16 protein-coding genes and 1 other RNA gene are annotated in these 24,633 nt (G+C 41.9%); 12 read left to right on the forward strand and 5 right to left on the reverse strand.

Features of this window, described 5'->3' with window-relative positions; all coding sequences use genetic code 11:
• Positions 1 to 105: 105 nt before the first annotated feature.
• The 3 genes from D9603_RS08405 to D9603_RS08415 form a co-directional block, all read right to left on the reverse strand.
• Positions 106 to 1,119 (reverse strand): tetratricopeptide repeat protein, encoded by a 1,014-nt coding sequence (locus D9603_RS08405; protein WP_128730963.1) that lies wholly within the window; start codon positions 1,117 to 1,119, stop codon positions 106 to 108.
• Positions 1,120 to 1,295: 176 nt separating this feature from the next.
• The gene (locus tag D9603_RS08410) at positions 1,296 to 2,066 is read right to left on the reverse strand and encodes a transporter substrate-binding domain-containing protein (RefSeq protein WP_128730964.1); all 771 of its coding nucleotides are present in this window, start codon (positions 2,064 to 2,066) and stop codon (positions 1,296 to 1,298) included.
• Positions 2,067 to 2,168: 102 nt separating this feature from the next.
• On the reverse strand, positions 2,169 to 4,874 hold the full coding sequence (locus D9603_RS08415) for a CHASE domain-containing protein (protein ID WP_241651624.1): 2,706 nt from the start codon (positions 4,872 to 4,874) through the stop codon (positions 2,169 to 2,171).
• A 353-nt stretch (positions 4,875 to 5,227) separates the two neighbouring features.
• Here D9603_RS08415 and D9603_RS08420 point away from each other — a divergent pair, with 353 nt between their 5' ends.
• The 4 genes from D9603_RS08420 (at position 5,228) to D9603_RS08435 (ending at position 13,318) form a co-directional block, all read left to right on the forward strand.
• Complete coding sequence (locus tag D9603_RS08420) at positions 5,228 to 6,454, forward strand: hypothetical protein (protein ID WP_128730965.1); 1,227 nt, start codon at positions 5,228 to 5,230, stop codon at positions 6,452 to 6,454.
• Positions 6,438 to 8,420, forward strand: a complete 1,983-nt coding sequence (locus D9603_RS08425) for a hypothetical protein (RefSeq protein ID WP_128730966.1) — start codon at positions 6,438 to 6,440, stop codon at positions 8,418 to 8,420. The genes D9603_RS08420 and D9603_RS08425 overlap by 17 nt, the downstream gene beginning before the upstream one ends.
• On the forward strand, positions 8,410 to 10,950 hold the full coding sequence (locus D9603_RS08430) for an SNF2-related protein (protein WP_128730967.1): 2,541 nt from the start codon (positions 8,410 to 8,412) through the stop codon (positions 10,948 to 10,950). Before D9603_RS08425 ends, D9603_RS08430 begins: the two co-directional genes overlap by 11 nt.
• Before the next feature lie 475 nt (positions 10,951 to 11,425).
• Complete coding sequence (locus D9603_RS08435) at positions 11,426 to 13,318, forward strand: phytase (RefSeq protein WP_128730968.1); 1,893 nt, start codon at positions 11,426 to 11,428, stop codon at positions 13,316 to 13,318.
• A gap of 105 nt (positions 13,319 to 13,423) precedes the next feature.
• Here the strand turns inward: D9603_RS08435 and D9603_RS08440 are convergent, their stop codons facing one another.
• Positions 13,424 to 13,753, reverse strand: coding sequence for a metalloregulator ArsR/SmtB family transcription factor (locus D9603_RS08440; protein ID WP_128730969.1), 330 nt, complete (start codon positions 13,751 to 13,753; stop codon positions 13,424 to 13,426).
• 161 nt (positions 13,754 to 13,914) lie between these two features.
• On the opposite strand from D9603_RS08440, the gene D9603_RS08445 reads away from it, so the two are divergent.
• The 4 genes from D9603_RS08445 to D9603_RS08460 all read left to right on the forward strand — a co-directional run bounded on the left by D9603_RS08445 (position 13,915) and on the right by D9603_RS08460 (position 18,663).
• On the forward strand, positions 13,915 to 14,838 hold the full coding sequence (locus D9603_RS08445; RefSeq protein ID WP_128730970.1) for a permease: 924 nt from the start codon (positions 13,915 to 13,917) through the stop codon (positions 14,836 to 14,838).
• Positions 14,839 to 14,859: 21 nt separating this feature from the next.
• Positions 14,860 to 16,116, forward strand: coding sequence for an NAD(P)-binding domain-containing protein (locus D9603_RS08450; RefSeq protein WP_128730971.1), 1,257 nt, complete (start codon positions 14,860 to 14,862; stop codon positions 16,114 to 16,116).
• A 336-nt stretch (positions 16,117 to 16,452) separates the two neighbouring features.
• A complete protein-coding gene (locus tag D9603_RS08455; protein ID WP_161972731.1) occupies positions 16,453 to 17,907 on the forward strand; it encodes a tyrosinase family protein in 1,455 nt (484 codons plus the stop codon).
• 6 nt (positions 17,908 to 17,913) lie between these two features.
• A complete protein-coding gene (locus tag D9603_RS08460) occupies positions 17,914 to 18,663 on the forward strand; it encodes a DUF2182 domain-containing protein (protein WP_128730973.1) in 750 nt (249 codons plus the stop codon).
• 296 nt (positions 18,664 to 18,959) lie between these two features.
• Here D9603_RS08460 and ssrA read toward each other — a convergent pair.
• Positions 18,960 to 19,316, reverse strand: a transfer-messenger RNA (tmRNA) gene (gene ssrA / locus D9603_RS08465).
• Positions 19,317 to 19,718: 402 nt separating this feature from the next.
• Between ssrA and D9603_RS08470 the strand changes: the two genes are divergently transcribed.
• From D9603_RS08470 to D9603_RS08485, 4 genes are all read left to right on the forward strand, one after another.
• Complete coding sequence (locus D9603_RS08470) at positions 19,719 to 20,687, forward strand: hypothetical protein (protein WP_128730974.1); 969 nt, start codon at positions 19,719 to 19,721, stop codon at positions 20,685 to 20,687.
• A 473-nt stretch (positions 20,688 to 21,160) separates the two neighbouring features.
• Positions 21,161 to 22,183, forward strand: coding sequence for a hypothetical protein (locus D9603_RS08475; protein WP_128730975.1), 1,023 nt, complete (start codon positions 21,161 to 21,163; stop codon positions 22,181 to 22,183).
• Positions 22,173 to 23,492: a Mur ligase family protein gene (locus D9603_RS08480; protein WP_128730976.1), complete on the forward strand. Its 1,320-nt coding sequence runs from the start codon at positions 22,173 to 22,175 to the stop codon at positions 23,490 to 23,492. Before D9603_RS08475 ends, D9603_RS08480 begins: the two co-directional genes overlap by 11 nt.
• A 14-nt stretch (positions 23,493 to 23,506) precedes the next feature.
• Positions 23,507 to 24,172 carry a hypothetical protein gene (locus D9603_RS08485; protein WP_128730977.1) on the forward strand — a complete coding sequence of 222 codons (666 nt, stop codon included), beginning with the start codon at positions 23,507 to 23,509 and terminating at the stop codon, positions 24,170 to 24,172.
• Positions 24,173 to 24,633 lie beyond the last annotated feature (461 nt).

The following is a 24,633-nucleotide window of genomic DNA, read 5'->3' on the forward strand; positions in this document are numbered from 1 at the left end:
TTTTTGCCGGTTATCGACAAGATTTTCTCGCCTCAAAATAGACCACTTAATTAAGAAAATTGGTATTAGCGCTAAATGTAGCCGATTATGCTATTTGATGCCCCGCTACCATTGGCAGCGTTTTACCTTTGCAAACCATGAACTCGAAAAAGATTTTTCTGTTATCGGTTGGGGAGCGATGATGTCAACACTTAGCTCCTTCGCTAAATAACGATGTACCAGTATTTTTACCTTATCACTCTCTAATTGTGTATAAGCGACTTGCAGTTCATCTCTTGTTGCTTGACTGATAATTTCACCTTCTAATTGATGATAGCGTGCTTCTAGCCATTGTAACCACGCTTGTTTTGCCACATTTGGAAAAGCATTAGTTAGTGTTGAAGTTGGCCCTTGTAGTCGTTCGTAATTGACAATATGTTTTTGAATTAGAAAAACAAACATAAGATTGATCCCTGCGGATATTTGTCCAGCTCGTTTATCAATAGCCTGATAGCCGAGTAGCGCACTGCGAAAATACTGCTCAGCCTCTGGTACTTTTCCCTGATCTAACGCCAAACTCCCTAAATTGCTCTCCAACATTGCAAGGATAGGAGTTTGTTTCAGTTCAATGGCAAGCTGACGTGCTTTGTGATAAATGTTACGGGCTTTTTTATAACGATTTTGGTTGCGTGCAAGTAGTGCGATACTGTTCATCAAAGATAATCTTTGGCGATCGTTTTTTGCATACTTATAAGCGCACTCTAAACTCATTTCAGCGTCCTGCAAGTATTCTTGGTGTCGTAACCAAATGCCCAGAGCACTCAGCACAGTAGGAAGGTTTGCTTTGAATGTCACTGTATGTGAATGAGCGAAAACAGCGTTGATTGAGTCATAAAGGCGGTCTTGCTGATTAGTTGGAACTGATGCACGAGCATTTAGTAAATGCCATTGAATATAAAGGTCAACAGGAGCGGTTGACAAGCCTTCTAGGCTATCCAAAATGACTAGAGAGTGAGCTGGATTAACGGTTAAATAGTCCTTAGCTTCATCTAGTTTTTGTGCAAACTGCGTCGAGTCATCAGCTAGAGCTGCTTTTATCATACAAATCAGCCAAAGAATGAAAACAATCGAGCGTCGCAAATCTGCCTCGCAGTACCGTAGTCAATATAATAAATGTAGTCGCTTGCAGTAACATGTGGCAAGCTGAGTTTGGCTATTTGCTGATGTTACGTAGTAGAATGAGGTGTAAATATTGAGCGAAAGCGATTTCTCAATCGTCATGGCTTCGCTCAATATCTCTGGTTGTTCAATTGATATTATAAAGTGCCGCTTTTCGTATCGGACATAAATAAAGCATGTAGCTCAGCTTGCTTCGCATTAATGAGTTGATTGATCGTACTTAACTCATCTGAGGTGATGGTTTTTTTACTAAGCATATAACGCACTGGTGTGCTAAAGGCATCAACATTTGCATAGACAATACCCGTATAACTAGAAGATCTGATCAAATGATTACCAGCCAACTTATCCTCAATTGCATAATCGACTCTACCAATCCGCAGTAAGTCAAACCGCCGTGTCGCATTTGGGAGGCGGATAACCTGCTCGTTGTTGTGGTTTTGAGTCAACGTTGCAAAGGTATCACCGTAGTAGCTGCCATTATTGATGGCAAAGGTATTGTCTGTAAGTAGAAGCGACTCGATATGCATATCGGTTCTTGGGTTTTCTTTTAGTTGGAATAACGCCATGGTCTCTTGACGATATGCTGTAGTAAAGTGGGCATATTTTACTCGATCTGGGGTTTGAGTTGCGGCAACAAGTAAGTCGATATTACCAGCTTGGATCTCTGCAAACATTCTCGCTGATGAAGGATAAATTATGTATTTAAGGCAATACGCTGGGCGAGTAAAAATGGTGTTTAATGCTGATATCTCAAGACCAGATAAGGTATTGTCTTGGTGCTCAATATAGGGTGGCCAATAAATTTCATTTAAACCAACACGTAACGTCTTACTACAGGTTGCAATGACTTCAAATGCGCTGCAAAAAAGTAACAAACTAAGTAGGATATAACTTGTATATGGCATTAGCGAAGAGCCCTGAAAAGCTATTTTTTAATATAAAAATGAGTTTATCAGTAAAGTAAAACGGGAACACTAATTTTATAATAATTCATCATTTATGAATTCTTATTTAATATTAAGGTGTTGTTTTTGATAATTGAGTACAGTGTCTATCACACTTATGAGTTCATTTTGTTCTATTGGTTTGGCGACATATCCGTCAAAACCAACTCGCTCATAGAGTGCTTTGTCCTCTGCAAATGCGTTAGCCGTTAGAGCGATAATGGGAATTTGAGGGTGATGTTGTTTTAAGTATTTACAGGCATCAACACCGTCCATCTCTGGCATTTGAATATCCATTAAAATGAGATCGGGTGAGTGTTTAGTAGCCAGCTCAATCGCTTCTTTTCCGTTATTTGCAAGGGTGATGTCACCATTGGATTTGTTGATCATTGAACGGACAACCATTTGATTGATTGGATTATCTTCTGCAAGGAGAATGGCAACTCCACTAAGATCTGGTGCCGAGCCTTCAGTATGCGTGGATGAAGTTGCTATTTGCGTAGATCTTTGTAGCGGCAGCTCGACAGTAAACACGCTACCATGGCCAAGTTTACTTTCTACGCTAATTTTACCCGCCATGAGTTCTACTAGTGAGCGAGTAATTGATAGCCCTAAGCCTGTTCCTCCAAACTTTCTGGTTGTTGATTTATCGGCTTGTTCAAATCGGGAGAATAGCTTTTGTATGGTTGTGTCGCTCATGCCTATCCCAGTATCTATCACTTTGATAAGCAAACCTGTCTCATTTTCTAGTGTTGTTACTTGTATCTTAATATGACCAGACTCGGTAAATTTAATCGAGTTAGACAGTAAATTGAGTAATATTTGCCTCGTCCTTACCTCATCTCCCAACCAATGCTTGTGCTCAAGCATCATGTCTACCTTAAAATCTAATCCCTTATTTTTAGCTAGTACTAAAAAATCAGAGTGCAAATGCTCTATCAACACACCAATATCAAAAACCCGTTGCTCTAGCTCGATCCGGCCAGCTTCTATTTTTGAAAAGTCTAATATATCGTTAATAATTGTGTTAAGTGCCTTAATAGAATAAGTGGCTTTTTCCACAAGATCAGATGCAGTGTTACTAAGCGGCTCTGATTTTAATAATTGTAGGGTGCCATACAGGCCATTCATTGGTGTTCGTATCTCATGACTCATATTTGCTAAAAACATAGCTTTGGCCTTTGCTGCTTGCTCTGCAGCTTCTTTTGCCTGCGATAGCTCCCGTTCGTGTTTAAGCTGCTCTGTAAGATCGTTTGCGATCCCTAAAAAGCCATCGATTTGACCTTGTTCATCTCTCAAAGCAGTAACGTTTAATTTTATTTGGACATGTTGATTTTGTTTGGTGACGTATGTCCAACGGCTAGTGTCTACCTCGCCTTGTTTCGCTTTTGCAATAAAGACTTCAAAATCAGGTTGGATCGGCTGTTTCAGTTCATCGGTAAGGGCATGTGCTTTTGCTATTACTTCACTTTTTAGGTGACAGCTATCTGGGTAGTATTTACCAATTAGCTCAGCTTTTTTATAGCCAAGCAAGCGCTCTGCGGCGGGGTTAAACTGGGTTATATTTCCGCTTTTGTCGGTTGCGATTATAGCGTACCCAGAGCCTTCAACAATGCTTGTATGAAGTTGACTATATTTGACTATTTCTTTGGTGCGGGCTTTTACTTCTTGTTCTAAAGATGAGTTCAACTTTCCAAGTGACAGCGCTTTCTCGGCCTCTACCGCTAGTTTCTCTTTTTCTGCAAGGCGCTGCTGAAGATAGCTCAACAGTATAATGTAGGTGATAACGGCGAGTAAAAATGAAACCAGTAAAGAGACTTGGAGTATCAAGTTGGGAGAAGTTAGGTTTAGTGATTTTATAAACATTGGGGTAGGAGAGGTAGTTACCTCCCACACTCTACCAAATAGATATAGCTGCTTGGTTGACATATGCGTTGCTGTCACAGTACCTTTGGGTATAGAGTTGTAAAAGGGGATTGCAGCTCCTGCGTTAGTGACGTCAGATATTTGAACGGATACATCTTGTCTAAAAGACAACAAGGTAGAGAGAATTTCATCAATAAGTAGTGGTGAATATGTCCAACCGACGAGGTTATCAAGGTGGATTGTTTCCTCGCTAATATCTGTAAGTGTGTTGTAAACGGGGGCGAGGATCAAAAAGCCATACTTAATTTTGTTGTCAGCTTGTACAAGCGTAATAGGAGCGGTAAGTCTCGGCGAATTGGTTATTGCAGCCTCTAAAGCTGCGGCTCTACGATTCTCCTCAGAGCCGATATCTAGTCCCACGGCTTGTTTATTATTTATCTCAGGCTCAATATATTGAATAACAAAATTACTGTCTGAGTGTGGGTTTAAGTATTTAATAGAAAAGCTATTATCACCACGCTCAGCTTGAGCACTAGCAACAAAGGTATCGAGCTGTGCCGTAGGAATATATTTTATAAACCCCAGTCCGCGAGCACCGGGATATTCAAGCTCAAAGTTAAAAGACTGAATATATTGCTGCATAGCTTGATAATTAAACTGCTGTGGATTTGCGTAGATGGCAGAGCGAAGACCTAGAACCCCATACCAATATAAAGTAACCCGCTCTCGGACTCCCTCGGTAATATGTGCCAAACGGGAAGACAACGCTGATGAAACCTTCTCCGCATGATGCTGTTTTTCTTGCTCAAATAAAACTAGTCCATAAGCCATTCCAACGATAAGTACAACCAGTGCGGCAATGAGCGGCAGAAGTCGAATTTGATAAATACTCGGCAGTGGCACATTAGTTTCCTTGCACGGTTTGTCTACGTCTTATGGTAGTCGAGGTCAGATTGAATAGATAGGAAAAATAGTTTTTATACCGGCTAATAATTTGTGTGCTTAAAGCTGTCGCTGCTCACAACTGTGTGAGAGGTTAGCGACAAGTACGCAAGCTTATCTAGTATTGGGTAAAAACATCTGGCAAGCTTAGTATTATATATTTCAGCTAGTTAACTAACATTCTACATCGAGTTCAGATTAAATAGTTTGTTAAACATAAGTATAGCTTGGGCAATATTTAACAATGCTTGATGGCGAACAGATTGCTTTTGATAGTAATGCGAGCACAGATATAAGTTTATGATAAGGATTTTATGATGCAGTGGGGAGTCATGCCACCAGAGCAAATAGGTTCACAAAAGCGAACCCGCACCCTGGGGCTTAACTCAGTTACCCGCCAGTTTAATGAGCTGGCAGTCCCCGGCCTTGGCGGTGTAAAATATGTCAAACCTGTTTTTCTTGCGTGTTTGGGGATACAAGTTGCTCAACAAGTGCGTGATTTGGGCAAGCATGTCAATAACCTTCAGGTTACGAATGCCATCGAGGCGCTGGCTTGTTACTTAGGTTACAAAGAAAATAATTGGCAACCCAATCGGCGTTTAAGGGGGATCACAAAGTTACGAGCGCCAAAAAATACGACCTATGATACATTTAGCGCAGCGTACTTTTATGTGACTCAACCAATGAGAATGAGTACGGTACAAGCTTTACCAGCTCTTGGTCTAGTCAACTCCAAAGGCGAACGTTTTAATAACTTTCGACTCAGTGAGCAAGGAGCTGATCTGGTTAGCGCAGGTTGTGCGATCACGAAAATTAACGTAACAAATTTTCTTACTCAATGGGTGCTTGGCCTAAAACAACTCCCTCATCATCCTTATCAGTTAACTCGGGTACTCGCGCCTCACATTAAGCTTGATACAATGGCTTTAGCCATTTTTCGCCAAGCGCTGTTGTCGGGCAATGAAACCGCAGTGATAAGAAGAAAAGCGATACTGGAGTGGGTCAAGTACGCAGAGTGTAAAGCTTGGAAAAGCTGGCAACGGCCGCATTGTATTGATGCCTCTCATTTCAACGACTTAAAAAGTGGCGCATACTTTTTCGCGCTTAGAGACAAGGCACTGGGTTTACTGAATGTGATTGAAGTTCATATCCTGGGGTTGCAGTCTAAAAAGCTAAAATTGTCGGCTAAGCTACCTAACGGGATTCAGGACGCCACTACATTGTTGAGACAAGCTGCCACCGCATTTTTGGCGTTATCCTATGATCCCACATGCAATCAAGAAGCGACAATGTTTGCAAAGTCATGTGCTCAGCAAAGTGATATAGCAGTGATCCAATTTTTAGTTGAAAAAGATGAAGTTGTGCTGCGTTACATAGAGCAATGTATCTTACCTGCGGCAGCCTTTGGCGACCCAGATCCTGTCCATTCGGAGCCAGGCAATAAAACACAGCGCTTTGCTCCAAATATCTCATACAGAGTACCGAATATGTATCAGCTCAACAGAGACTTTGAAGGTAAGGAGGATGACACTGATGAGTAAGGAGCAGGCCAAAGCACTTAGTGATCAGTTTATCTCGCCAGCAGGCTATGCAGGGATGTTTGGTCTTATCGTTGGTTACTCTGCCGATGTGCATTTTTTAAACACGGCAATTGAAAAATTCACGCTGCAAACAACAATGCAAAGAGCGTATCAAGGAGCGATGAGATTAGCGCTTGTTTTAGACCCAAGACGTGCACAGTTGTCACCAACAGCATGTCCTGGCCTTATTCACCTTCCGTTTCGCAGTGAGGGGAAAAGAAACTTTAACTTACTCCACAGTAAAGTGGCGCTGCTGGGGTTTAAGTCACTCGCATCTGATGACCATCTTTTTAGGTTAGTCGTATCGACAGGTAACTGGACACGACAGACACTTGAAGACAGTCTAGATTTTGTGTGGTCGATAGATGTGGACTTACGTAGTGATGATAAACAAGGTATTGCTGATATTGCCGCGGCCTATCACTTATTGAGCGACATATTAACTAATGTAGATACACGTATTTTTAATCCCGCCGCAGGAAATATCCACGGCATAGTTGGTGGGCGAGATTATTACAACTTTCATCGTATACTGACAGGAATAAAGCGCACTCAAGGCATAAAAGCTAGGTTTTTCGACAACCGAACGCAAGCGCTGTGCGCGCAGCTCGCACCACTTATAAAACATCACAGTGGTGATAAAAAACGCAATCTTTTACTATTAGGATCTGGCTTTTACGAAAACTCGGAGCACCGCGGCTCGCCTAAAGTACTTAGCCATATTCATAACACTCTTTTGGAACAAGGGTTACTCAGTCTAGGCGCACAAAAACACATTGTTGTTAATCCAGACTCTTGTCAAGCAGTAGCGCATAGCTTTGGCAGTTTAATAAAAGACAAATGGCAAGTGTACCTAGCTTATGATCCGCTTTCAAAACAAGGCAAGCAAAGCCGAAGCCTACACGGAAAATTTATTTTTTCTGCGTATAAGCAGCGTAATCGGGATAGCTGTGGACAGGCATGGGTGTACTTAGGATCTGGCAATCTTACTAAGCCAGGCTTTACCCAAAAAGCATCTTATAGCGGGGGGAACTTAGAGGCTGGCATCGTATTCAGTCCTAAAGGGTTAACTTGGGGTGGCGAAGATAATCCAGACAGTGCGATTAGCAACAAGTTTCCGGTGTGCTTAGAAAAAGAATACCAGGTTACTGATCTTAACAGCCTACAATCAGGCAGCGAGTTTACGGAGCAGCAATCACAACATATTGCGTTACCCATTGCGTACTTTGTAATTACACGCACAGCTCAGCAGTATTGTGTGCTAAAACCAAATGTCCCTTTTACGTCCAAATGTAAGTTCGATAAGCGCCACCGTGGTCAATATCGTGTTAAAAATACTGAACGCATAAATTGGTATGGAGAGACACCTCGACAACTCACGGTTAGTTATCATAATGATGGAATGACTTTGAGTGCAGATATACCGGTGATTGATGAGTTTGGTCGTATTGCCGCAACTGTGCTGCCACAGTTAGAACTTGATGATGCGTGGCAAGCGTTTAGCGCCTTTCCAAATGCGCTGAGTGTTGCTGATGACAGTATAGACCAAAAGGGGCAAGGCGGCGGTACTGCCAGTGCTTCTAGCTCGACGTCTTCGGAAGATAAAAGCTATCTTATTAACGCAATGATGGGATTAGTTGAGCTAATTGCCGAAAAGCAAACACAAGTGTTAGAGCAAGATTGGCCACAGTGGTGTGCTCGACTTGAGCAAACGCTATTGCAGCTAAAGCAAAATGAGGCATTTGCTTATTTTAAGGAGCTTGCGGTCAATCCTTTGTCGCCACTTTGGCATTCACCGTTTCGACCTCAGTTTGCTGAAACAGTAGAAAATGAGCACGGTAAACGTTACGAAAAAACGCTTAGTCGAATTGAGAAAAAGCTCGAGCTAGCGCAATTACATAGAATAGGAACAGGTGATGCAATTTGATGGTTGGCAACAGGTTGCGGATCTACTGCTTGACTCAGTCGATGACAATAACCACCTAGATGAAGGGCAAAAAATCAGTGTAAGAGCGATGATTAAACGCTTGCAGAAGTCGGGTGTGATCATCGCAGACGAAGTAGGCATGGGCAAAACCCGAATAGCAGTGGAGATCATTAATGCAGTTAAGCGAGCAGGCGGACGCGTTTTGGTCATTATCCCGTCTAATCTGGGGTTTCAATGGCAAACTGAATTGGCTGCGCGAGACCCATGGTTAAAATCCAAGCCTGTACTGACCAGTTTATGGCGCTTCTTAGATGCCTACAGTGATACCGAACACGCTTCTGCGTGGTCAAATGAGCAAATAGTCTTGCTCTCTCAGCGCTTTGCAAGTTGGCGAGTGAGTGAAAATTCAAACTCTGCGCGTTTTGCTTTGCTACCTCAAGTTTTTGCGCAGTATTGTAAAAGCACCAGTAAGCGCTTCCCAAAAGGGTATAAAAATTGGTCAGGTAGGCATGCTGGCACAGCTGAAAACTGTGCCAAAGAAATTGTTCAACGCGTTTATCCCCATCCTGTATTGACCGAGATAGTCAAAGAATTTGATTGGCGTCGAGCTATGTTAGATAGCAACTTTTGTTCTGATGAGCAAAATAAAACCTTACTAAAAAAAGCGGTGGGCTTAGGGCTTGGAGAGTTTGATCTTGTCGTGATTGATGAAGCGCATAAAAGCCGGGGTGATGAAAGTAGTCTAAATGCTATCTTAGAGCATATTGTGTTACAAACCCCCACTGCACGTCGTATTGCCATGACCGCCACTCCAGTGGAGCTTGATGTGGGGCAGTGGGGCGACATACTAAATCGGATCTGTGTGCCACAATCTCAACGAGATGACATTTTGAAAGTGGCATACCAATATGTGCAAACCATAACTCAACTTAGAAAAACATGGCGTGCAGACCAGAAAATTGTGCAACAGTATCAGGCTATATCTAAGCGCTTTGAACAAGCACTTTCGCCTTATTTACTAAGAAGAGACAAACGTCAAGATAGGTATATTCGTGATTTTTGTAAAGTCTCTGGGCTATCAATCAATGCTTACCGGCGATATACGCCGATATTGATAGAAGTTTCAGAACTATCGCCGCAGTGGAAGCAAATTGTGTGTGCCGTTGAGGGATTCTCAGCGGCTGCCCATAAGCTACCAGATGGAAAATCAAAAAGAGCGAGGTTAACGCTTGCCAGTGGTCATGGTATTGCAGAAATCATAGACAGTGCAATGAAAGCGCCTAAGTACACCAAAAACCAAGATACCGACGTCGCCACTTATAAAAAGCAGCAAAGGGCAAACTGGTGGCAATCTGTCATTACACAATCCTACCAATCAGGCGAAGCGTCACTGTATAGTCACCCTGCCATTATCAAGGTGGTGAATGAAATAGAGCAAGATTTGCGACAAAGGCAAAAAGTATTGGTATTTGGCAAAATGACCAGACCGATGCGAGCGCTAACCAATTTATTGAACGCCAGAGCCATGCTCAAGTCACTAAAAAAGAAAACGTACTGGCCACAAAGTAAGATATGGGCTGGTGGAAAAAACCACGAAGAGTCAGAAGAATTTGCTGTGAAAATGGCATGCAAGCAGCTAAATATCAGTTGGACACTGACTGAAATAAACCAAAAACTACGCAAGCAATATAAAGCCAATGACAAACGGTTAAGTCGGGAAAAAAACACCCTCATTAAGAAGATTGCAAAATCCAAAAAGGTCTTTGACTCAAGGACTCTGGCCTTATTTGAAAAATTTCAAACGTCGCAGCAAGCCGGGTCAAAGAGTAAAAACATAACGCCTTTTATGCACGCTATTTTTGAACTGGCGGATAAAGCCTCGTCGATCCCTTCATCGGTAGAGTTGGCTAAAAGTTTTATGAGTTTAATGGATGCGGTAAGTGCAAAAGCGGCATGTAGTGAAAGCGATAATCCTAATATGCGAGTTTCTGACGAACAGTGGCGTTTGATTGAGGAGCGGGTGATTAAAGAGTTTGGACACGTGAGAGGTGCGATGGCTAGGTTTATGTATGGTGATACCGATCCGCATAGTCGTAAAGTGATGCAGCTCGGGTTTAATCGCGAGCACAGCTACCCCAGAGTCATGGTTGCTCAATCGACCGTTGGTCGAGAAGGGCTTAATCTCCATAGAGCATGTCGAGTGGTGTATTTACTACATCCAGAGTGGAATCCGGGGGTGGTAGAGCAGCAAATTGGACGAGTTGACAGGATTGGCTCGCGGTGGCAAAAAGAATTTAAAGCGCATCAAGCAAATCAAGCCAGTAACGGTGAGCTTCCCTTTATTGAAATAAAACCTGTGATTTTTAAAGGCACCTATGACGAATACAATTGGCTGGTACTGCATGCTCGCTGGGATGAGCTGCGCTCACAGCTGCATGGTATCATCTTACCAGGCTCCGAGCGCAGTAATGGTGATGAAGCGCTATATGACAAATTGTGTGCCGTTGCACCGGACTTTTCACCTAAGTAACCTGAACGTGGGATAATAACTTGTTCTCTAGTGGCTTTTACCCCTAACAACAGCGTTAAGTTTTTTTGCAATATTAGCTGATTAACTCAAATCTTATCCCGAGCCAAGCTAAGTAGCGGTGGGGAGTGTGCTTTCTAGGGTCGGATCAGCGCACATCAATTATCCGAAGCCCAAGTTATTTACTGCATAGTTGCGTACTTACGCTTACGTAATGCGATTGGTGTCTTAAGTGAGTGCCAAAGCTGACAGCGAGAAGGGTCATAGTTAGTCGACATCTATATTTTTAAGCCCCAATCTTATCTTAATATTTCAGGTAAAAGGTCAAATTAGCTCAAATTTACCATGTAAATACGATAATCTGAGCAAATATAGCCAAGCTTACATGCTTGCGTTGTTTGCTGAAATATCTTTGTCATAAAGGGTAGCTACTGTCTGCGCCAAGTTAACAAACCTGAGCAATAAATGAGAGTGCAGTATGAAATGTTTATCTTTCCCCTTATCTTGGTTTCTATGTAGTTTATTTACCTATGGGCATACAACAAATGCTTATGCGTCAGATGAGCCATGGCTAACGCATGCAGAGTTTATTTACCCTGTTAATACCTTGGGTGTAGATGAACGGCCATACTTAGCTGTCAGTAGCACACAAGGAGTGGCACTACTTGATACACAAGGCAAGGTGCTTTCGAGCATTGATATAAAGTCGGAGCACTTAGACTTTCGATGGCTCCCTGAGTCTTCACAAGTGGGAATATTATCAACGCTTGATATTAACTCGGGTAAAGTTCAGTTGATAAAAGTAGATGTCGCCGTGGGAGAGCTTAGAGCTATGGCTGAGTTTTCGGCAAAAAACACTGCTATCGATGCTTTATGTGTTGGTAGTTCGTCTGAGCATGTTGAACTTTATACCGTGGATGTAGATGGCAGTGTGCAGCAATTGGCCATCAATACCAAAAATATCGAGCACTGGTATTTGCACCCTGTAAGAGATTTTACCGTGGGGCCTAATATAAAATCTTGTACCGTGGACGATACCGCTCAAACTCTATATATCGCAGAAGAAAACATTGGTATTTGGCGTTATTCCGCCAACCCCGAGCATGAGGTAAATCGTACATTGTTACAACTACCCACTGAGCTAGAAGTTGAATATGTAGATGCTACCTCATTTGGCGATGTTGCAGTGGTATCACCGGACTCCAATCATATCTGGTTGTTTGATTCTACAAATAATACCTTCAACCCAATTGCGCTTACACATGATGTGGCACCTAAAACACTTCAATTACAACGTGAGGGTACATCGTTAGTTGCGCATCTATTCGATGAAAAATCAGGGCACAGTCGTAACATCGAATTGAGCAATATTCCAACCAAGCAAGGTGATATAACACAAGGTGAAGCGCAGCAAAGCTTTACACCTTATGGTCAAACACAGCCGGTGCAATCATATGGTGATGCGGCAGATGATCCTGCTATTTGGGTAAATAGTAAAGTACCATCACAAAGCCTCGTTTATGGCACAGACAAAAAGTCCGGGTTAAATGTTTATGACCTAGAGGGAAAATTACTCAAATCTCTGCCAGTTGGACGGGTGAATAATGTGGATATTCGCTACAACATTAACGTAAATGGTGAAACAGTAGATATTGCTGCGGCCAGCAACCGTACCTCTCAAAGCATTAGCCTATTTAAAATAGACAGAGGAACCGGCTTACCCTCACTGCTTGGCGACTTAAAAACCGATCTGGCAGATCCTTATGGCTTATGTATGGGTAAATACGGCAAAGATTTGGCAGTATGGATAAACGATACGGATGGCCGCTTTCAAAGATACAATATTGAATTTAACAATAATATGGCCACCGCAACAATGACTATGCAGTGGACGGTGCCAAGTCAGCCTGAAGGCTGTGTTAGTGATGATGAGAACTTGCGACTATTTTACGGTGAAGAGTCAACGGGAGTATGGTTGAAAAACTTGGACGAGAAATCGGCTGATACATTGATAGCAACCGCTACAAGCGACGTGCATGCTGATATTGAAGGCATGAGCTTATTTACGGTGAACGATCAACACTACCTTATTGTTTCAAGTCAGGGTAATAATCGATACGCTGTTTATGCAGTTGATGATAACAACAAATATCTTGGCGTTTTTGCTGTAGGAGCGAACTGGACAAAAATGATAGATGGTGCCTCAGAAACTGATGGACTTGATGTAACAAGTCATCACCTTGGCCAAGCGCTGCCCGATGGACTCTTGGTTGTCCAAGATGGGCATAATGTAATGCCCAAAGCAGCGCAAAATTTTAAGCTAGTTAGTGGTACTTTATTGAGAAACTGGATACTCGAAAAGATAAACTAAACCGCTCGCCATAAATGCGGTGAGCGGTTAACTTACTTCAAGTGATAAAACCACTGCTTTTGATCATAAGCTGCTTGCTAGCAGCTTTAATACCTGACTAGGATATTAAACTTGGTCAATGCTGTCAGTCAGCGTGTTTGAACAAGTGTGATCGTTAATACAGCATTCCGATGTCAAATATTCTATGACAGCCTCTAAAGCGCCGCACTCCAAAGAACAAAGTAGCACTCTACCTTCACGTTTTTGCTTTATCAGACCTGCTGACACTAAAGAAGATATGTGATGTGTGAGTGTTGAAGCTGGTATGTTTACTTTGGCTTGAATATCACCAACAGGGATACCGCTATAGCCCACTTTTGTTATCTCTTTGTATATCGTCAAGCGTACAGGATGCCCTAATTCTTTTAGTATTTTTGCTACATGCTCTAGTTCCATTTATACCTCTGAATTGCCCTCATTACCCGTGTGTAGAGTATACATTTTTCATGGGTTCAGACCAAAGTAAAAACAGATATTTCGAATTTATTCGAAATAAATATTGAACGAATTTTTATTTCGAATATACTGGTAATGTCAAATTGTTTTGGGAGCATTTTATGTCTACAGAATTTATCAGTATGGCAAACGAAACATTAAATATGTTTATGTTTTTAGCCATTGAGTTAACCATCCTTTACATCGTCATTAGTTATGCAATAGGTGTACTACAAGAGTACGTGCCAAAAGAGAAAGTTCAGACGTTGTTAGCTTCTCAGAATGGCCGTGGATATGTGATTGCAGCGGTGCTAGGAGCGATAACTCCGTTTTGCTCTTGCTCAACAATCCCGTTTTTAAAAGGGTTGCTAAAAGCGCGAGCAGGGTTTGGCCCAACTATCGTATTTTTGTTGTCTAGTCCGCTGTTAAACCCGCTAATTATTGGCATTCTTGCTGTTACTTTCAGTATTCAACTCGCTGTTTTTTATTTTGTCATCGCCATGGTGGTATCAATAAGTGCGGGAGTGTTATTGGAAAAGCTAGGTTTTGAAAAGTATGTGCGACCAGAAACGTATGCCGAACAAGAGAAATCATGCACCCCTTCAAATAAAAGCAGTGAAAAGCCATCAACTGAACCAAACCGTTGGATAAAAATCTGGCGCTCAACCTGGAAAGATTTTAAGAAAACCCTGCCGTATTTATTAGTGGGTGTATCTATTGGATCCATTATTTATGGTTTTGTACCTACAGAACTGATTGTTAAGTATGCAGGAGAAAATAAGTGGTATGCCATTCCAATAGCCGCAGTGATAGGTATCCCTTTATACATCAGGGCGTCTGCCATTATTCCTTTAAGTGCTGGGTTGGTTAAAAAAGGGATGGCAATGGGGTCAGTGATGGCACTGATCATAGGTAGTGCGGGGGCAAGTTTGACAGAAGTGATTTTGTTGCGATCGATATTTGAAAAGCAAATGATAGCAGCATTTTTGACCGTGGTACTCGGCATGGCAATGGCCGCGGGTTATTTGTATTCAGTAGTATTTTAGTTGGTTATTGAGGAGCTTATTATGAATACAGTATTTGATGTAGTTATCATCGGTGCAGGCCCTGTTGGTATTGCGGCTGCTGCTCATGCTAAAAATAATGGATTAGTGCCATTGGTTTTAGAAAAAGGAGCAACAGTTGGTAATGCAATTAAAGAGTGGGGACATGTGCGCTTATTTACTAAATGGTCGTATTTAATTGATAAAGAGGTTGAAAAAATACTAAATCATCAGGGGTGGAAAATGCCTAATCTTGATGAGGTCCCCACGGGCAAAGAGTTGGTAGACCAGTATTTAGCTCCAGCGGCAAACGCGGTAGAGTTATCTAAGTATATTCGATATAACGCAGAAGTGATTGCGATAGCAAAAGAGGGTCACAGTAAACACACAACTCAAGACCGTAATGAAAAGAACTTTGTTATTCATTATCGAGACGCGGAGCAAGATGTGCATATCATTCATTCTAAAGCCGTTATTGATGCGTCCGGGACTTGGTCTTCACCAAATCCGATAGGGCGAGACGGTCTACCTGTACCGGGCGAAACCAAGAATAGCGATGCTATTGCTTATGGCATTCCTGATGTACTGGGCAAAGCGCGTGATGATTATCAGGGGAAAACAACTTTATTAATAGGCGGTGGACATTCAGCAATAAATGTAGGGTTAAACCTTATTGAATTGCAAAACAGTGCTCCTGATACCAAAATATATTGGGGCTTAAGAGGGGAAAACCTCGATAAACTGCTAGGTAGTGGTATTAACGATAAAGTGCCAGCCCGTCTTAAGCTTGGCCGTGCAGCGCAAAGTGCCATCGATAGCGGTAAATTAACTCTTTTATCTGACCTAAATGTAAAGCAAATTAGTCGCGAAGCTAAAGGCTTGAAGGTATCACTGACATCCAACGGTTGTGGCTCTCATATTTATGTCGACAAGATAATCGTTGCTACAGGCTTTAAACCAGATTTACACATGCTTAGAGAGATAAGGCTAAACCTTGACGAAGTCGTGGAAGCACCGCGAGGTATTGCAAGTATGGTCGACCCTAACGCCCATAATTGTGGTTCAGTCCCTGGTCATGGTGCCAAAGAACTGGTACATATTGATAACAATTTTTATATCGTTGGTATGAAATCTTATGGCCGTGCTCCATCATTTTTGATGTTACATGGGTATGAGCAGGTACGCTCGATCACTGCTAAATTGGCGGGAGATGAAATGTCAGCCGATGAAATACGTTTAACGTTTCCAGACAGTGTTACCAATAAGCAAAGTTGTTGTTGATGTCAGGAAGTTTTCTATTAGCAGCGGTTTGTCCTGTTAGGCTGTAAAAAAGAAGTGGCACTGATCCTGATGTGAGCAAATAATTTTGAGGTTATAGGAGCCCACTTCAAAAGTCAGCGCCACTCGTTCTCATATCCTTAATTTGGTTTGTACAGTCTGTGTAATGTCCTGTAATCGCGTCGCTCCATTTTTCTGCTATACCTAGATTTGGTTAGCCTCTATCGCTTTATTTTCTCGATGATCATTTGGTTTCACACATTGCGAACGAGATAGAAGCAGAGGTATGAAAGAGTGAAGTATATATAGTTTTCCTATTACTTTATGGAGCGAACGACAATGCGCGTAAGGAAAAATGTTAATAACATCAGTGATGGTACACTACTTTGGTATTCAAGAGCTGTAGAGGCGATGAAGCAAAAAGACATCAAAGATCCTACGAGTTGGTGGTACCAAGGTGCTGTCCATGGGTTTGGTCTAGACAACAGTCCTAATCTAGCTCCTGGTAAGACGTGGAGTGAGCTTAGTGTGTGGCAACAAGCAACAGACTTTCCACCACCAGAAGACTTGGTTGACAGTATTTACTGGCAGCAATGTCAGCATGGAACATGGTACTTTTTACCTTGGCACAGAATGTATTTGCAATTTTTTGAGCAAATAGTTGCCAAAACAGTCGTTGAACTTGGAGGCCCAGAAGACTGGACGCTCCCTTACTGGAACTACTGCGACGCAAATAATCCTGCGCTCAATGAAAATGAACAGCTACAAGCATTGAAGTTGCCTGCAGAGTTTGGTGCAGAGCAACCGAACTCAGATTTTCCTGGGTTGTGGATGGTAGAAAGGGCACATTATAAAGTGACGTCGAAAGCCGATGCTAGCTGTGAAGCTGCTATGCAGCTGAAAAACTTTACAACGCCTATCCCCTCGCAAAGCTTTGGTGGTGTAAGAACAGGGTTTAGTCACGACTCCGGTACTTTTGGTAAGCTAGAAAATAATCCACACAACTTGATCCATGTGGATATCGGTGGTGCAATGGGGGATCCTAACACGGCAGCGCTCGACCCTATATTTTGGCTGCATCATGCAAATATAGACCGCTTATGGCAGAGCTGGATTGACCAAGGGCGTGAAAATACCAGTGATCCTAGTTGGCTCAATCAGGCGTTTGAGTTTCACGATGCCAATGGTAAGCCTGTGATTGTTCAAGTGAAGCAAGTACTCTCAACGGAAGCGCTAGGGTACACATACAGTGAAAATTATCCAGACGTAAAAGTACGTCAAGAAAAAGATAGCAAGCTATTCGCAATGACTCCTTTAGTAGGAAATGAAATGTTCGATACCATTGCCGCAACAACAAAATCCTTTTCACTTGGTTCTCAAGCGACGCCAGCACAGCTTGAGTTCTTACCCGAAAAGCAGCAAGTTGCCAAGGTTTCAGCGCTTGCGAAATCGAGTAGCCAAAGACCGAATCAGGTTGTCATTGCACTCGATAACGTAACGGGCTCTGGCGTTGTTGCGCCACTAAGTGTTTTTGTGAAAACATCTGCTGCTCCTGAGCGTGTGTTAGTTGGCAAAGTTGGCTTGTTTGGTTTGACTCAAGCATCAACCCCAAGTGTTAGGCATGCAGGTACAGGTATTAACGTTGAGCTTGATGCAACGGAGGCATTTAACCAGTTACGCTCACAACCAGACTGGAGTTTCGAAAAAGTAGAAATTGAGATCGAGCCAAGTAGGGAGCTTGGTGAGGCGAGAGTGACGGTGGGACGGGTAAGTGTGAAGGCTGAGGTTGTATAACCGCCCATGCTAACGTCGACATTAAAGCGGATTAGTTACCTAAAGGTAGCTAATCCTCACTGGCTCATTATACTTTTTGCTGCGCTATTATGGGTTTACTATCTGGCACAACAAGTAGGTTTTAGTGGCGAAGCTCACCTGCATCACGCACACCACAACATGCACCATAGTCCTGAAACTATATTTTTTAGGCCTGTACTAGATTGGATGATAATGGTGTATGCCATGATGCTCCCGATGACCAGTGGCACTATTCGTGCCATCGTAAATCGAATACCTGTAGCTAGACAATCGCGCAGTTTACTCATTTTTGTATTGGGCTACTCATTAATTTGGCTCGTTTTTGGCTTAGTATTATTCTCAGCTTCAAAGTGGGTGGAAACCTTATCGTCTCTGGTTACCCAAGCTAATTTGTCGATTGGAGCCTTGGCATATTTGGCCGCTGGGGTAGTTTCTAACGCAGACTTTCGGATCCGACTACTTTCAGCATGCGGTAGCATTTGGGCTCCTCGTATTGTTGGATATAAAGCTGATTTAGATATTGCAAAGATTGGCATTATTGAGGGGATTAAATGTGTACAAACCTGCGCACATATCATGGTTGCTATGTACATTGCTGGGCACAATTTAATGCAGATGGCGGTACTTACAGTCGCATTATTTTATGAAAAAAGCCGTTACAGAAATAAAGAAGATCTGTTGAGAAATACCTGCTTCTTCATAGCAATTTGGGAGCTGGCTATATTCTATCAATAAGAGTTTAGTAACTATTTTCTACAATAAAATAATAAACTGTGCTGATTGTATTAAGCACAGTTTACAAGTCAAATCGCTGCAATAAGCAATAAGTTCAGGACGCTACTTTTACCGTTCAATCTGTACACTTAAATTCAGCTCAGAAATAAAGTACACGATAATTTCGTACTGTCTGTCAGTGTCACACTGGGGACATTTCAGCCCAGCTCTACCCCATATTGAACCAATTCCCAAACCATAGATAAACAAAAACCCCATCAAAAACAGTGTTTTGATGGGGTTTCAGTGTCGCTATTTGGTGGAGCTGGGGGGATTTGAACCCCCGTCCGGAAAGCGTCGACCTTCGGTCCTACATGTTTAGTATCGTCTATTGGTTAACCTTTAAATCTCGGACGAACACGATAAGTAAAGGCGAGGCCGCTTAGTTTTAGCCCTTCAACCCCGGCCAGGGTTTCCGTAGCGATCTTGTGTAGGGTGACACTCCAGAACCAGATCCACAAGAATATCATGGAGGAGTGCTAGCGGGCTATTATGCCGCTAGAGCGTAGTTATCGTCGTTTGCGATTACTTTAAATGCGGCTTTTTTACGAGGCCAACCGCACCTCGACATGCACCTCAGGCTTCTTGAATCCCGTCGAATCCTAATCAGCCCCTGAATAAATTCAGTACGTGTTAGTAATTAACTACTTATGCACTAACTATGCTTTGCATTATACATAGGATTAATGTCTTTACAATGGCTTATCACGCTATTAAGAGGTGATTTAACGAAGTATACAGTTTGTTTGATTAATTACTCACCGTTTTGAAGGGGAGAAGCTTTGTGGATACTCGCATGAGATATTGAGCAACGGCGCCTGCTAAGTCGTAAAAAGCCTAAGCCGTGCTTTTACATCCTGACTTTTAACATTACTAATTGCTCAGTAAGTGTGCTTAAATAACAGCAACCTACGATCAAAGCCAAGATTTAATAAAAACTAAAAATGAACAGCTTATATCTCTGCATTAGCCTAGGCGATAGGCCTTTGGACTTTACATCAATTGCTGGGCGCATCATGACTGCTTCAGAGTCTGACTTTCCAAGCTATGTAACAATGGGGTTTAGACAGACGCTCTATAACGTGTTTTCGTCTATTTGCTTGCCAATATTTGATGTCGAGCAACCAATTCAATTTCTTGAACAAACCGCTACGCTTCATAATATACAGTTGTTTAAAACCAAAACGGACTTTATGTCGAGTAAAGAAAACAGCTTTGTGTGTATCAACTTGAGTGTTAACAATCATACTATTGAAAAGCTGAAGTCTAGCGCAAAAGGAGACAGGCTTGGAAAAAGCGTTATCAAGGCACTCGCGCCGCTTGATTGCGGGGATGTGTTGCAGCACTGTGCAGTGCAACAAAGTGATAGCTTTATCGGTATAAATTGGTATTTAGAGCGTGTTGAACACCTTGAAGAGGTGCCGCTTAAAACCTGTAAAACCACGCTGGTTGCATTTTATATGACAGCATGGCTGATGTTACAGCGGATCAACCGAGTGCAAACATCAATGGAACTTCGACCAAAAAGAACTGGAGAAAAGCACCATTTTACCAAATCAATATTAGATACTCGGATCAAGCTGTTAAACATTGAGCGATTTATTTTTACCAAAAATAGAACCAAAAATGCAGTTGTAAAAGCATTCTGTGATGACTTAGTAAGTGATGAAGAGTTTTTACTAAAAGAAAAACTAGACGATGCCAAACAGTTGCACCAATCTTTTGAGCAACATTTAGAAAACTACACCAGCCTTGAACAAGTTATCAATTCTGAGAAGACTAACGGTTTATTGCTACTGTTGAGTGCTGGTTCGATATCCTTGACCTTGTTTTCGGCGTCGTTTGTTAGCGTGCAAGAAAACACCCTGATCTTTAACTTATCTAAATTGCTCTCATTACCGATTTTAGGTTCGCTAGGGATCTCCTTGTTAGTTTTAGTTTTTATTTACCTAAAACATAAGGCTGATAGATTAGTGCTGGACTAAGTATGAGGAATAACATGTTGGTTTAATACTTGCTCAAACGAGCGTTATTCCCAAATGGAGCGTAATTATCATAACAATTAGCACCAAATAATTTGCGTATTGTTGGCGGGTGAGAATAACGATGAAAGCTCGACAAACCATATGCTTTCTAATACAGTGACGGCTCAAAATGACCTGTGATTGAACCTTGTTATGCGCATGCTTTACAAGGTAACAATTGCGATTACGCTATCAAATTTTATACTAATTTGCTCAAATAAAAGCGCTATTCTGAAGTGAGAGAAAATCTTGTCGATAATATCGTTACTGTATTGTGCTTACACCAAGGTACTGACATCTATATGGGTAACACAAACATTTTACGGCTTAGGTGTGCGACATAAACACTTTTTAATGAAAGTAGCGCCAGAGCAGATCCTTCAAACTACGCAAACATTAATGCAAATTAGCCTTACACGCTCGAATAAAACAATATGAACCAAGTAGCCAAATTTAAAACTCCGCACCAGATCCAGTCATTAAAAAAAGCGTGCGACAGCTTAGGAATACCGTACCAAAACTTAGACTCATTCTCTGAGCAAATTTTAAAAGTGAGCTACAAGAATAAAGCGTTTATTTTTGGCGCTGGTAATATTTGTTCGTTTCCTATCAATTCGGCAACGTCCACTTTTTTAGCTAAAGATAAATCGCACACCGTCAATGTACTAAGCGCAAGTGGCTTTAATGTCCCAGAAGGTGATTACTTTTTTTTGCAAAGTGCATTTGCCATGTACCGAGGCGTAGGCAAAGAAAAGCAAGACGCACTTTGTTATGCCAAACGTCAAGGTTACCCGCTATTTATTAAACCTAATGACGGCTCAAGAGGCGCGTTTATCGAAAAGCTCTACAACGACCAAGATCTGCAAAATTACATCGACAAAAATCAGCAAAAACTGAGCTGTGTCAGGATAGAAAAGCCTCTGCAAGGCGATGAATATCGACTATTTGTGGTAGACGGCAAAATCTGGTTTGGTTATAAACGTCGCCCACCATTTATTACGTTTGATGGCGTACAAACGGTTTCGGCGCATTTACAAGCGCTTATGCAAGCACAAGCCCAGTATGGCCATAGCTCATTAAGTTTGGACAGCTCATACATTAGGGAATACTTATCGGCTAATCAGTTAACCTTGCAGTCTATTCCTGCAAAAGGGGTAACATTTAACTTTTCACCAGCAATGAATATTGCACTCGGTGGTGAAGTGGTGGATTATTCAGAGTGTTTTAGTGATGAATTGAACGCATTTACCGACAAAATCTTTAAGCTATTCAATCTGCGTGTTTTTGGTTTAGATGTTTACAGTCAAGCCGATGATATAAATCAGGCAGAGGCGTTAACAATTTTAGAAATAAATGGCAATCCGAGCTTGGAGTCAGCAGAAAAGCATTCAACGACCGATATAGTCACAAGACTGTGGGCGTTTATCATTGAAGAGATTTTTAACCATGACAGATAAAACGCAGTTTTTAGCACTGACAAAATCGTTTGCTAAGTTTGGCTCTGGGATCTGTTTAGCACGGTTGCAACTTGCTATTGAGCACTTGTCACTTGACGCATATATCGAGACCACCAAGAAGTTAGTGATCACCGGAACAAACGGCAAAGGCTCGGTGGCCAAGCTCACCAATCAAATCTTGTGCGGTGCAGGCAAGTCAACAGGCTTATTCACCTCGCCACACTTTTTAGAATTTAACGAGCGGTTTACAGTAAATGGTGAGCTTGTTGACTATGCAGAGTTAAATCACGCTGCGCAAAATATTGTGCCAACCCTTAACAAAATAGCAGCGACCTTAAATGAAGAATTTGGGGTATTTGAGTTTTTATATTTAGTCGCGTTAACGGTGTTTAAGCACAAAAAAGTTGAGCTAATTATCATGGAAGCGGGAATAGGTGGGCGATACGACCCAATCCGCTTACTCAAATCACGTTTTGCAATACTCACGTCAGTTGATCTTGAGCACTGTGACATTCTTGGTAACACCAAAGAGCTGATCGCCTTTGATAAAATCGACGGCTGTGAGCACGGTGGTAAGCTGGTGGTGGGTAATATCGACGAGCACCTCAAAAGTAAAGTACGTGCGTATGCAAAGTTAAGAGACATACAATGCTACTTTAATAGTGACATTCAGCTTAACAAGCAAACAAGCGTTTTTAATCAGTATCAAGTGACATTAGATGATAATGCACCGTTTAGTATCACGCCCAAGACGTTTGGCAAGTTTGCACAAGAAAATATAAAAACCGCTATTTTGATGTCAGAAGTCTTTTCAAAAGACGTGGGGTTTACTATCTCAGCTGAGCAATATTGCGACGCAATCAACCGGTTTACAAATGATGGCCGGTTAAGCTTGGTATGTGATGCGCCGAAAATTTTTGTAGACAGTGCTCATACCGATGAGTCTTTTAACATGTTATTTGACTCGATAAAACAAGACTTCCCGCAAGCGCGTATTGTGGTGCTAGCTGGGATCTCAAAAGGGCGCGACCAAACGGTATTGGCAGCAAGGATAGCTGAGGTAGCAGAGCACTGCGTTGTGAGTAAAGCCAGTTTTAAAGGCGCAGAGCCTACGCTATTACAAGACAAGCTCAAAAACCATGGGCTAGCAGCATCGCAATCAGACGATCTTACACAAGCCGTGATGGAAGCCAAAGCATACGCGCAAGCTCATGATGCCATAGTGTTTGTTTGTGGCGGTTTATTTTTTGCCGGAGAAGTCTCAGCTATTTTGCTGAACAAATCGAACGAAGATATTTATTTATATTAATTGGAAGCAAGCCTGTGACGACCATTACCAAACCGCGTTATTTTGATCTGGGTATATTTACGCATTTTATCCAGCCGCAATATAAAAACTTTTGTGGGATCTGTTCATTAATCGCTGTGGTTAACACGTTGTTTGATGACGAATTTACTCAAGACTCATTTCATCAGCAATTTAATGCGGGGTTTTATACCAAGCGAAAGGTTTCAGACTCTGCTGACCCAGCAACTGAAAATATGGCGTTAGTAGACCCAAAAGGCATGAGTAACTTTGACATTATTCGTTTGTTCAACAGTGTGTGTAAAACCAACAAGGTGGCACCATTTAGCGCCTTGTTAACTGGCGATATGCTGGCGCAGATTGCCGTTTCAGATATTGCTAACTGGCTCACACAAAAAGAAAACTTCATCATTTATCACTGTGTTGGTCATTACAAAGCCATAGCAGGGTACACCGCGAGCCAAACCGGACATTACTGGATAATGGCTGACTCAAAACGCCATGGCGACATCGCACCCATTCAAAGCTTATCTCACCAAGCGGTAACGGCATTGGCAAACACCTCACAAAAGTATGGCTTTATTTTACTTTCAACAAAACCCATCGACTTTTTAGCCTCAGAGTCTAACAACAGCGCCGTATTCCCGGTTGAATCAAAAAGTGCCATCACCACTTGTCAGTGAATAACTCTATACTTCAACGCCCATATTGGGCGATAGCTTAACGAAAAAGAGTCAAAACACATCAATGCCTTCACCTCCTGAAGAAACAAGGTCGTACTTTGGCTTTTCGTCGTCTAGGCATTGAATAAACAAACACACGTTAAAATCAGCCCTGTGCTTGCGATAATTCATTGCTGTAAAAAATTCACTTTCTTTTTCCCAAAATCCAATTACCCTATATTGAAACAGCCTTATAGGCTACTCATTACTCATACTTAGTTATGAAATTGGCGTTTAACGCAAAAGTTTACCTAAAGGTTTTGCGTGTAAAGCCGATTAATGTAGGGAAAATAATAATACCAATTTGACTTAATACTTGCTCAATTTGATGGAGTCAATCTGACGCTAACCGCGTTAAAAATTTCTCATTTAGAACAACTAAATAGCAAAATTTTTTGCCTAGTTATCGACAAGATTTTTCT

It is taken from the genome of Pseudoalteromonas sp. PS5, assembly GCF_004103255.1.
Lineage (GTDB): Bacteria > Pseudomonadota > Gammaproteobacteria > Enterobacterales > Alteromonadaceae > Pseudoalteromonas > Pseudoalteromonas peptidolytica.